At 54.2% G+C, this 13,369-nt stretch carries 14 protein-coding genes; 1 reads left to right on the top strand and 13 read right to left on the bottom strand.

All coding sequences use genetic code 11. From position 1 onward, the window contains the following. Positions 1 to 4: 4 nt before the first annotated feature. Complete coding sequence (gene rpsO / locus FMM01_RS03835) at positions 5 to 274, bottom strand: 30S ribosomal protein S15 (RefSeq protein ID WP_027827355.1); 270 nt, start codon at positions 272 to 274, stop codon at positions 5 to 7. Between the two features lie 226 nt (positions 275 to 500). Here rpsO and rpsT point away from each other — a divergent pair, with 226 nt between their 5' ends. Next, the gene (gene rpsT, locus FMM01_RS03830) at positions 501 to 755 is read left to right on the top strand and encodes a 30S ribosomal protein S20 (protein WP_027827354.1); all 255 of its coding nucleotides are present in this window, start codon (positions 501 to 503) and stop codon (positions 753 to 755) included. Positions 756 to 869: 114 nt separating this feature from the next. Here the strand turns inward: rpsT and holA are convergent, their stop codons facing one another. The 12 genes from holA to FMM01_RS03770 all read right to left on the bottom strand — a co-directional run bounded on the left by holA (position 870) and on the right by FMM01_RS03770 (position 13,304). Next, positions 870 to 1,889: a DNA polymerase III subunit delta gene (gene holA, locus FMM01_RS03825; protein WP_190973449.1), complete on the bottom strand. Its 1,020-nt coding sequence runs from the start codon at positions 1,887 to 1,889 to the stop codon at positions 870 to 872. Between the two features lie 2 nt (positions 1,890 to 1,891). Beyond that, on the bottom strand, positions 1,892 to 4,177 hold the full coding sequence (locus tag FMM01_RS03820; RefSeq protein WP_150391704.1) for a ComEC/Rec2 family competence protein: 2,286 nt from the start codon (positions 4,175 to 4,177) through the stop codon (positions 1,892 to 1,894). Beyond that, positions 4,174 to 4,893 carry a helix-hairpin-helix domain-containing protein gene (locus FMM01_RS03815; protein ID WP_150391703.1) on the bottom strand — a complete coding sequence of 240 codons (720 nt, stop codon included), beginning with the start codon at positions 4,891 to 4,893 and terminating at the stop codon, positions 4,174 to 4,176. Before FMM01_RS03815 ends, FMM01_RS03820 begins: the two co-directional genes overlap by 4 nt. A gap of 71 nt (positions 4,894 to 4,964) precedes the next feature. After that, positions 4,965 to 6,035, bottom strand: a complete 1,071-nt coding sequence (locus tag FMM01_RS03810) for a SepM family pheromone-processing serine protease (RefSeq protein WP_150391702.1) — start codon at positions 6,033 to 6,035, stop codon at positions 4,965 to 4,967. Then, the gene (gene coaD, locus FMM01_RS03805; protein WP_027827349.1) at positions 6,032 to 6,535 is read right to left on the bottom strand and encodes a pantetheine-phosphate adenylyltransferase; all 504 of its coding nucleotides are present in this window, start codon (positions 6,533 to 6,535) and stop codon (positions 6,032 to 6,034) included. The genes FMM01_RS03810 and coaD overlap by 4 nt, the downstream gene beginning before the upstream one ends. Positions 6,536 to 6,707: 172 nt before the next feature. Then, positions 6,708 to 7,913 (bottom strand): RNA-guided endonuclease InsQ/TnpB family protein, encoded by a 1,206-nt coding sequence (locus tag FMM01_RS03800; protein WP_150391701.1) that lies wholly within the window; start codon positions 7,911 to 7,913, stop codon positions 6,708 to 6,710. Between the two features lie 175 nt (positions 7,914 to 8,088). Beyond that, a complete protein-coding gene (gene rsmD / locus FMM01_RS03795; RefSeq protein ID WP_150391700.1) occupies positions 8,089 to 8,646 on the bottom strand; it encodes a 16S rRNA (guanine(966)-N(2))-methyltransferase RsmD in 558 nt (185 codons plus the stop codon). Next, a complete protein-coding gene (locus FMM01_RS03790) occupies positions 8,646 to 8,930 on the bottom strand; it encodes a YlbG family protein (RefSeq protein WP_162143207.1) in 285 nt (94 codons plus the stop codon). Before FMM01_RS03790 ends, rsmD begins: the two co-directional genes overlap by 1 nt. Next, positions 8,914 to 10,116: an FtsW/RodA/SpoVE family cell cycle protein gene (locus FMM01_RS03785; RefSeq protein ID WP_150391698.1), complete on the bottom strand. Its 1,203-nt coding sequence runs from the start codon at positions 10,114 to 10,116 to the stop codon at positions 8,914 to 8,916. Before FMM01_RS03785 ends, FMM01_RS03790 begins: the two co-directional genes overlap by 17 nt. A 138-nt stretch (positions 10,117 to 10,254) precedes the next feature. Continuing rightward, positions 10,255 to 12,105 (bottom strand): translational GTPase TypA, encoded by a 1,851-nt coding sequence (gene typA / locus FMM01_RS03780; RefSeq protein WP_150391697.1) that lies wholly within the window; start codon positions 12,103 to 12,105, stop codon positions 10,255 to 10,257. A gap of 118 nt (positions 12,106 to 12,223) precedes the next feature. Further along, positions 12,224 to 13,012, bottom strand: coding sequence for an inositol monophosphatase family protein (locus tag FMM01_RS03775; RefSeq protein ID WP_082230943.1), 789 nt, complete (start codon positions 13,010 to 13,012; stop codon positions 12,224 to 12,226). Beyond that, on the bottom strand, positions 13,005 to 13,304 hold the full coding sequence (locus FMM01_RS03770; protein WP_150391696.1) for a UPF0223 family protein: 300 nt from the start codon (positions 13,302 to 13,304) through the stop codon (positions 13,005 to 13,007). The genes FMM01_RS03775 and FMM01_RS03770 overlap by 8 nt, the downstream gene beginning before the upstream one ends. Positions 13,305 to 13,369 lie beyond the last annotated feature (65 nt).

Below are 13,369 nucleotides of genomic sequence, written 5' to 3'. Positions count from 1 at the left end.
TAAATTAACGACGCAGACCCAGAGATTGGATCAGCTCGCGGTAACGATCAACGTCGTTGTCCCGCAAGTAGGCCAGCAAGTTACGCCGGTGCCCGATCTTCTTCATCAGGCCGACATAAGAGTGATGATCCTTCTTATGAACCCGCATATGCTCGGTCAAGGAATTAATGTCTGCGGTCAAAAGTGCTACCTGCACCTCCGTAGAACCTGTGTCGCCCTCGTGCTGGGCATACTTGCTGATGATCTCGTTCTTTTGCGTTTGGCTAAGTGCCATATAAAACGCCACCTTTCTGCGAAATACTCGGATCACTGTGTCCTCGTTGGTGACTCGTGGAACAAAGTGACCGAACTGAAATTTGGTACTTCACTACTTTACTGGTTCTCCCCTTGAATTGCAAGGCCGAAACTATTATTGCATTGGACCAGCGCGGTCTGTATAATGGTTGACGTTGAGTTTAAATATGATAACTTAAACATAAACTGTTCGTGGGGGTGAATTCATGCCACAAATCAAGTCTGCCATCAAGCGGGTCAAGACTGCTGAAAAGGCCAAGCTGCAAAATGCTTCTCAAAAGAGCGCATTGCGTACGGCCATCAAGCGGTTCTTGGCTGCCAACGAAGCTAATGCCGACGACAAGCAATCCTTGTACACTGAGGCCATCAGCAAAATCGACTGGGCGCACAGCAAAGGTTTGATCCACGCTAACACAGCGGCGCGGAACAAGTCTCGCCTGACCCATTTACTGAACAAGTAAGACTCAAAAAGAAGCATACTGGTATTTTGCCGGTATGCTTCTTTTTTCTTGCTTTTGATTAAACGATTGGGGCTCCGCATTGGCACTAGACACGCAGCACTTACCTATCTCAATTTAAGCCGTCTCTAATCCATGAACCGCCCGCAAAAACAAAATTATCGGATCCGGCTGGCTGCTTTTGAACAGGATCTCATTGTGCACCAGTTCGTTGTAGCAGGCCACTAATGTGGCTAAGGGCCACGCACGGTTGCTGCGCAATGCAAGCTTGATCCGGAACGGGTGGACATTCAACTCTTTGGCAATGGCCATCTGATTGAGGCCCTTGCGCGCCAAAATCTTGGTCTGAACCAGCAGACGGAATTGCCCCAAGAGCAGTGCGTTGAGCCGCAACGGTTCTTCTTGATTGGCTAACAGTTCCTGATACACGCGTACTGCTTGGTCAAAATGCTGCTGCATCAAGGCGTCGGTCACGGCAAAGACATTATCGGTCAAGGTATTGGGCACCAGATTCTCCACCAGTACCGGCGTGATTTCATGCCCCGGATAGGCACCTAAATACAATTTGGGTAATTGGGCCACCATCGTCGAATAATTGGCTTCTGTTTTGCGGACCAGCAGCCCCAGAGCGTCGTTGCTGATCGTATAGCCCTGGGCTTGGATCTCCTTGGTAATTCGGCCGCTCACGGCACCGCTGGCAACTTGCTGGGCATCAACCGTTACGGCATTCTTGCGCAGCCGTTTAACTGCCTTGCGCCGCTCATCTAATTTTTCATAGGGCGCGCTGATCACCAGCACCGTGGTTGGCGACGGTTGGGAAAAATAATCCGTTAAGGCGTCGATGGCCTCTTTGGACTGAGTCTTAGCACCAGTACCGGTGAGAAATTGCGGATCAGTCGCAATGACCACCCGCCGCTCACCATAAAAAGGCATCGACGAGGTTTCGTTTAACAATTCCGCGATGGGGGTGGTGCTCATATCCAGCCGGGCGAAATCCATGGTTTGTTCGTCCGCGGTCAAGAGCTGATTGAATGCGGCTAAAGCGCTGTCCTGCAGCGCCCCTTCTGGTCCTAAAATCAAGTATAAAGGCGCCACATCGCCCTTCTTGAGATTTGCTTTTAGTGTGTTGACATCCACAATCATTTACTCCAATCCATAGCCGTGTGCCAGTAGTCGTGACCCCATAACGCTCCAATATATTCAATATACCCCATTTCCGCGGTGCTTAGCCAGGGGACCCCGGCCTGCCGCAGCGTGTGCAGTGTCGCGGGGGCGGGATGCCCGTAACGATTATTGCGCCCGGCTGAAATGATCCCGAGCCGCGGCTGCAGCGCCGCCAGCAGCGCGTGATCCGTCGATGTTGCGGCGCCATGGTGGCCGAGTTTGATCACCTCGGCGGCGAGCGCAGGATTTTTCAAAATCGTCCGCTCCCCGGCTTTGTCTAAATCCCCCAACCAGAGAAAGCGCCGCCGATGGATCTGCGCGGTCAAGACTAACGAGTCTTCATTGGTGCCTGTTCCGGGCCGGTGGGGATGATGAGCTTGAAAGGTCATCCCCCGGATCCGGACCTGCTGGCCGGCCTGCAATTCGGTCACGATTGGCGGCTGCGGCGCCTGGGCCACCGCCCGCTGCAACCGCTCATTGGCGGCCATCCCCGCACCGACGTATACCCGCCGGACTGGTATCGCCGCCAGCAGACCGGGCAGATCTCCCATATGGCCCGCATCTTGATGGGAAATAAACACGGCATCCAGGCGCTGTATTCCGTGATAACGGAGTACCGGCAGAACGTTAAAGGTGATTCCGGCCGCATAGTGCCGCTCTTGCCAAGCCGCCCGGGGAAAAGTCACCCGCCCGCCGGTATCAATCAGTACCCGCGGCCCATTGCCCCGGCCCACAACCAAGCTGCTGTCCCCCTGCCCAACATCGATGAAGGCCACGCGATCGGTCAAAGGCCAGGCACGCAGACAGCACACCCCGCCCAGCAGGACCACACCGGCGCCCAAGCCCCAGCGCCAATGCGGCCGGTCAAAGGCCAGCACCAGCGTACTGATCAGCAGCCCGGCAAAGACCCAGCCGGGCAGCGCCCCGGAGGCGATCGTTCCCCCGGTCAGACTCGCCCACTGGGCCAGGAGCGCGTCCCCCGCCTGCAACACACTTTCTAACCCCGCCCAGGACCCGGTCCAGCCGCCGATTGTCAACAGCGTGACGAACAGCATCACGGGAAAAGCCAAATAATTAAACACCGGGATTAAAATAATATTCAAGCCCAGCGTCAACAAAGACCAGGTATACTGGTAAGCCAAAATCACGGGCATACTGACCAGGTTCAAGACCAAACTCTGCTGCCAAAAGCGGACTGGCGCGAAAAATAAACAAAAGGACAACAGGAAACTTAACAGGTTGCCCAACTGGGTGATGCCCGCCGGCCGCCACCAGAGCCAAATCAGAAGCACCAAACCAAGCCGGTCTAAGGTGGGCAGCGCCCAGCGGCGGGGCCACAGCCGGGCCAGAGCAAACATGCCGACGGAGCGCGTCACCCCAGTGGGCCAGTCAGCTAATGTGCCATAAAGCAACAGCGCGCCAAAAACCAGCCAGCGGGCGTACTCATCGGGTATCCGGCACCAGGCCGCAACCACTAACAGCGCCGTCGCCAGTAACAGCACCTGCATCCCCGACAGACTCCAGAGATGGATAATTCCCAGCTTGGTCTGGGTATCGCGCAGGGTTTGGGCGAGCGCGGTATCGCTGCTGCCGCCTAGCACCAGACCGCGGACGTATATTTGAGTATGGGGCGGCAGTCCCTCTACGCGGCGGGCAACCCACAGGCGGATAGCCTCAGATATTTGGTTAACATAAATAAAATTATTCGAACCATCCACCAACTGCCATTCGCCGCCCGCCAGTGTCACTTGCCGGCCGATGTGATACTGGGCCGCTGCAAACCGGGCAAAGTCAAACTGCCCCGGGTTGGTAGCCGCCGCCAAAGGCCCCTGGGCGGCCTGGCCGGTCAGCGTCAACGCGGTCGCCGCTGCCGCCAAGCGCTGTTTCTCCGCGGCACCGGTTAACCGATAGGAGAGCCACACCGCTTCGCCGGTACGCTGATCCACTGCTCGGCCGCTGACTTGGTCGCCATTAATTTTTAATCGGCTGGGCAAAATCAGCAGCGTGACCCCAACCGGCTCAGTCGATGCGGCTGGTGGCTGGACAAGGTTTTGCCATTGCGTATACCGGCCAGCCCAAATTACCCCAGCCAGCAGCGGGATAAGCAGCCACCGCCACCCGCAGCGCCAGCAATGAACCGCACCAAATCCGAGTAAGGCCAGGCTGAGGAGCCAATGCGGTGTCAGCACTAAACACGCCACGCCAATCACCGTGACGGCACTCCACAAACCAAGCTGGGCCGGCCAGCGCACCCGGGTCATACTGTCAGGGCCGCTTTGAGCGTGGCCAATATTTTCTCACCGATGCCGCTGATCTCACCTAATTCATCCAGGGATTGAAAAGCCCCGTGGGTATCCCGGTAGGCAATGATGTCTCCCGCCCGTTTGGGACCAATCCCGCTGACCTGCTCCAGCTCCGTCTGGGTAGCTGAATTAATATTGATCGCACCGCTGGTCTGACTGGCTGCCGTGCTGCCGCTGCCCGCGACGGCCGCTGGCTGAGCACTGGGTGCTGCGGCAGCAGACTGTTCACCCGGCCGTGGGATCACGATTGCTGCCCCATCTGTGAGCGGCTGGGCCAGATTCACCTGCCGCCGATCAGCCTCCGGTAATAATCCGCCGGCCGCCTTCACCGCATGATCCAACCGACTTTTGGCCGGCAATTGATACACGCCTGGGCGGCGCACCGCGCCCTGGATATCGACCCACAGCTGATTCTCAGCGGCTGCTGCTGGCCGACTTGCGGTACTGCTGGCTGTCGTCGGTCTCGCTGATTCTTCAGCCGGCCGGCCGCTCGTGCTGGCGACCCGCGCTGGTACATCCGCTGGTTGCGCCGAATCCAAACTGCTGCCGGCCGGCGACCGGTTCAGCCACCACCAGCCCGCGCCGGCTAACGCCATCAATAAAATAATCGGCAGATACCAATAACGCCCCAACAGCTGCTGCCATTGGGGTCTTGTTGGTCGGTGTCGTTGCATGACCTGCCACTTCCTTTCTTTGCCTGTCACTTTATATTACGCAAAGAAAAGGCCTTGGTGCGCCGCCGATATTAATGAGTCTGCAGATATTTTACAGCATCGCCGAATTTTTCCACGGGGACTACAGTAATCTTCAGATGGGAGTCTTTGGCTGCCTTTTTAGCAACCGCGTAATTGTCTTCGAATACCGGGTCCAGTTTCTTAATGGCCTTTGTGACCTTAGTATGCGGCGCAAAGAAAATCGTCGCGCCCTCTTTAGCGGCAATGTAAACTTTTTTCTCCGGTCCGCCGATCTGACCGACGGTGCCATCCGGGGCAATCTCCCCCGTACCGGCGATATGGCGCCCTTGCCGCAGCTTGCTGCCGGTCAATTGGTCATAAATTTGCAGAGAAAACATTAAGCCTGCAGATGGGCCGCCAATTTGAGCAACGTTTGCGCTGACGGGAATTTTAGTGGTGACTTTGGTCCGATCTGTCAGGGTAATGCCGATGCCCGGCTTCTTCGTCTGCGCCAGTCGGTAGAGTTTGCCGGAGGCAGTCAAAGTTTTACTACCGCGGGTATACGTCAAGGTCACGGTATCGCCCACTTTATGCTGACGAATATAGTTGATATAACCAGTACTGGCATTGAAGTGGCGGCCGTTCACCTTGGTGATCGTGTCCCCGACTTGGAGCTTGCCGGCGAAAGCTGACTTGCTTTCCACCGCCAATACATAAATACCTAAGTAATGGATCGTATACTGCTCATGGGCCGCTTTATAGGCCACCGCAATGGCATTATTGATGGCACTGGTCATGTAATACTGCTGAACTCGATCAAAGGTAGCATTATCCTCACCGCCCATCACATCATTGCGAGACACGATATCCTCGTAAGGCCGAGTTTTGCTCAGCAGCAGCTGCATGGCTGTCGCCTGGGCAATTCCCACAGTGGTCAAGGAAAAACTGCCCTTGGCCGTATCCCGCTTGCCGTCTACCTTCACATATTGGGCTAACGGTTCAGCTGACCCCGGCATTTCGATGAACCAGTTGTTCAGCGGGACAAAATTAGCCGCCAACAAGACCAGAATCAGGATAGGGAGAAGAATCTTCCACCAGAGACCGCGATGCTTCTTGGGTGTTTCGTTAGGGGTTTGCTTCATGCGGGATCACTTCCTAAACTAGCCATTTTTGCCGCCAACGCCGTTGCCACATTAGCCGGCACTAACCCGGAAACGTCGCCGCCAAAACGAGCGACTTCTTTGATCATCGAGGAAGACACAAAGGCTGTATCGGAATCGGCATACAGAAATACTGTTTCGATCGACGCGTCTTGGGTCCGGTTGATCTGGGCGATACCAGCCTCGTAAGTAAAATCGGATTCGTTCCGCAATCCCCGGAGCAAAAACTTGGCCCCAACGGCCTCGGCCACCTGCACGGTGAGCTGATTAGGGGCAGCCATCACCCGCACGTTCGCCAGCCCTTGGGTCGCACCAGCGACCAACGCTTCCTTTTCAGCCGGCGTAAACAGCCCCTGCTTGCTGACGTTAGTCATCACCGCAATGACGACCTCATCAAACAACTTGCTGGCCCGCTGGACCGTTTGGAGATGACCGTTGGTAAAAGGATCAAAACTCCCAGGAAAAAGTGCAATGCGTTTCATTCAGCCGCATCTGCTTTCTAAAACGTACTCAAATGTATACACATCTGGTCTATGGTGGCACTTTAGATTTAGACCATTAAGAGTACATTGTGTTTAGTCAATTTCGTAATTGCCGGCACCCCCGTCTGATTGGGATCAGACGAGTATGGAGCATAACAGTGCCGACTAGAAATCATCTCTGAACGGTTTCCCATTCCGGCGTAAGCCCCGCCGCATACTGAATTAAATTTTGCACAGCATTATCGTCTCGGTCAATAACAAGACCGCACTCGTAGCAACGGTACACGTCATGCTGGTGGTAAATGCTGTCGCCTTGCAGTGTCATCTTGCCGCCATAGCTTTCCTTGGTTTTGATGCAGCCGCAGTTTGAACAGTGCTGAGTCGACGGAAAGAAACGATTGGCAATTACCAAATCGCGATGATGCCAAGCCGCCTTGTACTCAATTGCCGTACGCAAGCGGCGAAAGAGGCCGCGCTGAAGGCCTTTGACCTTTTTATCGTCCATCATCATCCGGTGGACATCCAGATCCTCTAAACAGGGAACAGGATAATTCTTTATAATCATGTGGCTGAATTTGTGAATCAGATCATCCTGCAACGCGTGCACCTGCTCGTAAGCGCGGTTCATCTTCGCTGTAAGCCGCTGATAGGTCTTGGACCGGTAGTCGCCGGGATTTCTCCGCCGTTTCCGGTTCAGGCACTTTTGGTAATACTTGATGCGTTGATGCAGCACTGCCATCCGCGGTGTGAAGGTGTTGATATCCCCGCCGTTCCAGCGGATGTGGCCCACGTTTACATCAATGCCGACAATGTCCCAGGAGTCATAAAAAGCCGGCCGCGGTGTATCTTCAACCAATACGTTGACACTGGCGTAGAACTTTTTTCCGTGCTTGGTTATCGTCACGGTTTTGATCTCGCCGGTAAAACGTAAAGCCTCCGCCATTTTGATAGCGCTGAAACGATGGCTGGCCGCATGGGGCCGATCCAGGGTCAGATACTTGCCAGTAATCACCGCCCGATCCGTTGTAAAGCTTTGCTTGGAATCCCGCTTATGGTGGAATTTAGGCTTGTGAGCGTCCGGCATAGCGGGATTGAAGAAGTTCTGCCAAGCCTGATGCAGCCGGTGGACAGCAGTTTGGAGCACCCGGGCTGAAAACTGATGCTGCCAGTCGGTTTTGTTCTTCACCAGCTCGTCGCGGACTTTGTATTCGCTGGGGCGCCGCTTCTTGTCCTTCATGGCTAACGACGCGTCGTACATGTCGTTCCATGTGGCCAAACCTTTGTTCCAGCAAAAACGGTTGTAGTCCATCAGCTCAATGATGACCGTAGCCATCTCGGCGTTGGGATAGATCCGTATCTTGTGTGTTTTGATTGGCATTCGACTCACCTCCTTATAATTCAAGGATACCGAATCGAATGTACGTTTGTCTCCTGCTATGCTCAGCCAGTTTGAACAAGATTCATCCAGAAAAGCTGTGCTATTTGATAAAAAACGCTCAGGAACTTGATGGTCTTTGATTATCGATGTTTACATTTGATTCTTTAATCAGCAATCATTCCAAACCTCCTTCATATTGAAAAATAGCCAACTCAGTAATGCCATAATTTACTTGACGGCGCAATGAGAAACCGGGCACATCGGGATAGGCCACCTTGGTATCCGTTTCGGCCACAATCTGAGCGCCTGGGGTCAGCAAACCATCATGGGCCAGATCCGTAATCGTTTCTACAATCTTTTGCTGGGCATAGGGCGGATCCAGAAAGACCAAATCAAATTGAATTGTCCCCACCGCCCGCTGCAAATAGGCCGAAGCCGTGGCATGAACGATAGTAAAACGATCCGGCACTTTGGTGACCGCCACGTTATGGTGAATCACTTTGATCGCCGCGCCTTGGCGGTCAACCAAGACAGCCGCGTCCATCCCGCGAGAAACCGCCTCGATGCCCAAACCGCCGGTCCCAGCGAATAAATCGAGGACAGTACCGCCAGAAAAATACGGGCCCAAAATATTGAACAAGTTCTCTTTCACCTTGTCAGTCGTGGGCCGCGTCTTATTGCCCGGCACAGCTTGCAACCGCCGACCGCCGAACTCTCCTGAAATAACCCGCATCAGTCATCGTCTTCCTTCCGTTCACCAATCAGCTGGTGCGTATACTCGGTGGCAATTGTCCCGTGGGGGGATACACTCACATTCCGCACAAAGCGCTGTTTTTGCAGCTGCTGAATCGTTCTGGCCGCCGCCTCACTGTCCACGTATAGCACCGCATATTTCATCCGTTCCGACACATAATACACGAGCCCGAACCGGCGCAATTTACGCGCCTGTTTAGCCGAATACAGCCACACGGTGATCCCAGTCCGCGGTGCAGGAATGGCTTCATTTTGCTTGGGCACTGGTTCTTCCCCTTTCTTGCTGACGTTCCCGTTCAACTTGTTCAACACAACTGACATTCATGGCCAGACCAATCGCCGCCGACAGCATCAGCATGGAGGAACCGCCGTAACTGATAAACGGGAGTGTTACCCCAGTAATGGGCAACAACCCGCTCATCCCGCCAACATTGAACAATGTCTGGACAAACAGCCAGGCGCCGATCCCGTAACACAACAGTGAGCGGTAAGCTGACTGGGCGCGAATTCCGACCAGCACGATCCGGCCAATCAGGAAGAACAGGATTCCCAAGACCACGATCGCCCCAATGATGCCCAGTTCCTCCGTGATGACCGACATAATAAAGTCCGTGTACGGTTCAGGCAGATAGCCCTTTTTCTGAATACTGTTGCCGATGCCGACCCCGAACCAGCCGCCATTGCTGATGGCGTAATACGAATTGACCAGTTGCCGGCCAACGGAGTTTTCCAATTTGAATGGATGGAAAAAAGCCAACAATCGTTTAATTTGATAACTCTGTTTCAACCAAGGCAAATCAATTGAACGCATGATCTGCAAACCGCCGATGCTGAAACCGACAACCCCGCCCATGATGAGGGCGCCGTAAGACCATTTAATACCAGAAGCGGCAATCATCAACAGCGTGAGAAAGAGCAGAATGGCCATCCCGCCAGTATCGGGCTCCAACAGGACGAACATCGCCATTAACCCGGCCACGATCATGGGGGCAATAATTTGGCGGACGGCTTCATGGAACCGAGTCAGCTTTTCTTCCCGGCGCGATAAAATCCGGGCGAGATACAGGACCAGGACCAATTTAGCGATTTCCACCGGCTGGACATTGAAGAAACCGACGTCAAACCACGCCATAGCCCCATTAACCTTCAAATCGGGCCGGAAATAGCCCATCACCAGCAAACCGAACAACATGGCCATCGTGACGCCCACGGCCAGCCGGACGAATCGGCCGCTGGCAAACAGGCGCAGCGGTAAAATAAAACCCAAGGCCGCGGCAAACAGTCCGCCGATGACAAAAATAGTCTGACGATTCAAATATGCTGTTGGTGATTTGCCAGCCGCTGCCATGATATCCGAACTCGCTGAATACACCATGACGATCCCAATCCCCAGCAATACCAAGTATGGAATCAAGATGAAGTAGTCAATATGAGCAAGCCGTTTACGCATCCAGGCCACCCTTTCCGAAAAATTGAATAGGTCCATTATAACACGCCGTTCGCTTGGCCCTAGCGGTTAAACGGGACTTAACAAAAAGCAAGCCGCATTCCCCTCACAGGAAACACGGCTTGCTAAAAATTCAGAAAATTATTTATCGTCTTTTGCAGCGACTTTGGCTCGTTTAGCAGCCTTCATCCGAGCAGACGTGTTCAGGATCTTCTTGCGCAACCGAATGCTCTTCGGAGTTACTTCGCAGTATTCGTCTTCGTTCAAGAACTCAATAGATTCTTCCAAAGACAGAGACCGCGGTGTCCGAATGGCAGCGGCGTGGTCTTTCCCGGCCGCCCGGGTGTTGGTCAGATTCTTACCCTTGGTGACGTTCACGCCGATATCTTGCTCCCGGCTGGATTCACCAACGATCATTCCTTCGTAGACCTGAACCCCAGCGTCAACGAACAGCGTGCCCCGGTCTTCAACCCCTTGCAGGCTGTAAGTTGTCGCCGTGCCCTGGTTAATGGAAACCAGCGCCCCGGTCCGCCGACCAGGCGTCCAGTTCTTGATCACCGGCAGGTACTTTGCAAACGTATGGTTCATGATCCCGTAACCACCAGTCTGGGACATGAATTCTGTGCTGTAACCAATCAAGCCTCGCGCCGGTGCCATAAAGGTCAACCGGGTCTGGCCGTTATCGGTCGTTTCCATGTTCTGCATTTCGCCCTTGCGTTGGGACATGGAATCAATGACACTGCCGACATATTGGTTCGGCGTGTCGATCTGCACGGACTCAAAAGGCTCGCAGGTCACGCCATCAATATCTTTGTAGATAACTTCTGGACGAGACAGTTGCAGTTCGAAGCCTTCACGCCGCATTTCTTCCACCAGAATGGACAAATGCAGTTCACCACGGCCAGAAACGACCCAAGCACTGGGCATATCGGTGTCTTCAACCCGCAGGGAAACATCAGTATGCAACTGGCTCTTCAACCGGTCTTCCAGCTTGCGGGAAGTGACTTCGGTCCCCTCTTGCCCGGCAAACGGCGAATCATTAGCCAAGAAAGTCATCTGCAAGGTCGGTTCGTCGATCCGTAAAATCGGCAGTGCATCGGGATGATCTTGGGGCGTGACCGTCTCACCGACGAAAATATCTTCCATCCCGGAAACAGCAATCAAATCCCCAGCCTTAGCGGAGTCGACTTCGACCCGCTTCAACCCGAAGAAGCCGAAGATCTTGGTCACGCGGAAATTCTTCTTCGTGCCGTCCAGCTTCAATACGGAGACGTTGTCGCCCAGGTGGATCGCGCCGCGGAAAATCCGGCCGATCCCAATGCGGCCAACATAATCGTTGTAATCCAGCATCGCGACTTGGAACTGCAATGGTTCGTCGCTGTTGTCCAACGGTGCCGGAATCGTCTTCACGATGGTATCAAACAGATAGTTCATCGTGTGCTCTTGGGTCGCCACGTCGGAATCCAAGCTGGACGTCCCATTGACCGCGGAGGTGTAAACCACGGGGAACTCCAACTGATCCTCGTCAGCGCCTAATTCAATGAAGAGTTCCAATACTTCATCGACGACTTCTTCCGGACGAGCGCCCGGACGGTCGATTTTGTTGATGACCACGATCGGGGTCAAATGTTGTTCCAAAGCTTTCTTCAATACGAACCGAGTCTGGGGCATGGTGCCTTCATAGGCATCAACCACCAGCAAGACCCCGTCAACCATCTTCATGATCCGTTCAACTTCGCCGCCGAAGTCCGCATGTCCCGGGGTGTCCAGGATATTGATCTTGGTCTTGCCATACTGGACCGCCGTATTCTTGGAAAGGATCGTGATACCCCGTTCCCGTTCAATTGCGTTAGAATCTAGCGCCCGGTCCTCCAAGTGCATATGTTCGGGCAGTGTATCGGATTGCTTAAGCAATTCATTGACCATCGTCGTTTTGCCGTGGTCAACGTGCGCAATGATCGCAATATTCCGGATGTCCTCACGAGTTTTCAAATTACATTTCTTCCTTTCTGAAACAATACAGCGTTGTAAGCGGTACAATGATGTTCATATGACAAGAGACTGGCCCCTTCGGTACCAGTCTCTGCCTACTGCCTAACTCAAATTGCCGTTATCTGGGCTGATCCAGCGCGATGGCCCGGATGTCAGCCACAGTCGGCGCTGTCGCTATTAATACATCGCCTGATGATAGCATATCAAGCGGGTGACCGTCAAGACGGCTCACCGACATCCCCAGCGTCTCAGCCATGACGCGGCCCGCGGCCACATCCCAGGGCGCCAAATGGCTCAGGTAGGCCACTTGGCGGCCTTCCAGCAGCTGAATATATTCAATGCCGGCACTGCCCAGGATCCGCATCCCGGCACTGGTCTTGAATAACTGATGGCTATGATAGCGGTCGTAGGCCAGCATGCCGGAATTGATTCCGAATAGCCCGTCTTCCAAGGAAAGCGGCGAAACGGCTTTAATGGGTGTCTCATTTTTGAAAACACCCAGTTGCGGTCCGCCCCAGTACAGTTCCTGCCGCATGACGTTCAGGATGACCCCCACATGGGGCGCGCCGTCAATATACGCGCCAATCATAATGGCAAAATTATATTTCTGTTTGACAAAATTCATGGTGCCGTCAATGGGATCAACAAAGAATACTAGGCCCTTAAGATCCGTGACGTGATCGCCGCTGCCTTCTTCACCCATGATCTGAGCCTGGGGATATTCAGTGCGAATGGCCGCAATTAAATCCCGTTCAGTCTGTTTATCGAGATTCGTCACCAGATCCTTGCGGCTGCTCTTCGTTTGGACGTGCAGCGGGTCGTGGATGTGATGGCGGATATGGGCCCCGGCCTGGGAGACCCAATCCCGCATCCGCAGGGCGAGCAGCGCCGTTTCTGCCTTATCCACGCTGCTCACCGCCTGTCAACCGGACGGTCGGCCCCGCCTGCTTCGCTGCTTGGACGGCCCGGTACAGGGAATAGCCGGACGCCTCCGTGAAGGCTGCGTCCAACTGCTTTTCTGTCATTTTATCCGGGACCACGGTCTTAAAGGCCGCGTAGGCATCCAGCAAATCAGCGGCGGGGGTGCCGCCCTCATAGGCTTCTTCCACCGCGTTGTAAAAGGCCATCACGGTAGTGACCTCCGCCGTGGACCATTCCGAGCGCAAGGGATATGAATATTCGTGCGTCGCTTTCGTCACAATTAATGAACTCCTTCGTAGTGCGTTTCGTTAGTTCCATTGTAGCGAATGGCACTGGCCCTGCC

The sequence above is a fragment of the Schleiferilactobacillus harbinensis genome (assembly GCF_008694105.1).
Classification (GTDB): domain Bacteria; phylum Bacillota; class Bacilli; order Lactobacillales; family Lactobacillaceae; genus Schleiferilactobacillus; species Schleiferilactobacillus harbinensis.
This window is presented reverse-complemented; position numbering and strand designations above follow the sequence as displayed.

What these genes read in the sequence shown, in the direction of transcription:
- FMM01_RS03820 (WP_150391704.1), bottom strand. Translation starts at nt 4,177, where the DNA reads ATGACCCGGGTGCGCTGGCCGGCCCAGCTTGGTTTGTGGAGTGCCGTC.
- rpsO (WP_027827355.1), bottom strand. Translation starts at nt 274, where the DNA reads ATGGCACTTAGCCAAACGCAAAAGAACGAGATCATCAGCAAGTATGCC.
- FMM01_RS03785 (WP_150391698.1), bottom strand. Translation starts at nt 10,116, where the DNA reads ATGCGTAAACGGCTTGCTCATATTGACTACTTCATCTTGATTCCATAC.
- FMM01_RS03815 (WP_150391703.1), bottom strand. Translation starts at nt 4,893, where the DNA reads ATGCAACGACACCGACCAACAAGACCCCAATGGCAGCAGCTGTTGGGG.
- rsmD (WP_150391700.1), bottom strand. Translation starts at nt 8,646, where the DNA reads ATGCGGGTTATTTCAGGAGAGTTCGGCGGTCGGCGGTTGCAAGCTGTG.
- FMM01_RS03810 (WP_150391702.1), bottom strand. Translation starts at nt 6,035, where the DNA reads ATGAAGCAAACCCCTAACGAAACACCCAAGAAGCATCGCGGTCTCTGG.
- FMM01_RS03800 (WP_150391701.1), bottom strand. Translation starts at nt 7,913, where the DNA reads ATGCCAATCAAAACACACAAGATACGGATCTATCCCAACGCCGAGATG.
- rpsT (WP_027827354.1), top strand. Translation starts at nt 501, where the DNA reads ATGCCACAAATCAAGTCTGCCATCAAGCGGGTCAAGACTGCTGAAAAG.
- coaD (WP_027827349.1), bottom strand. Translation starts at nt 6,535, where the DNA reads ATGAAACGCATTGCACTTTTTCCTGGGAGTTTTGATCCTTTTACCAAC.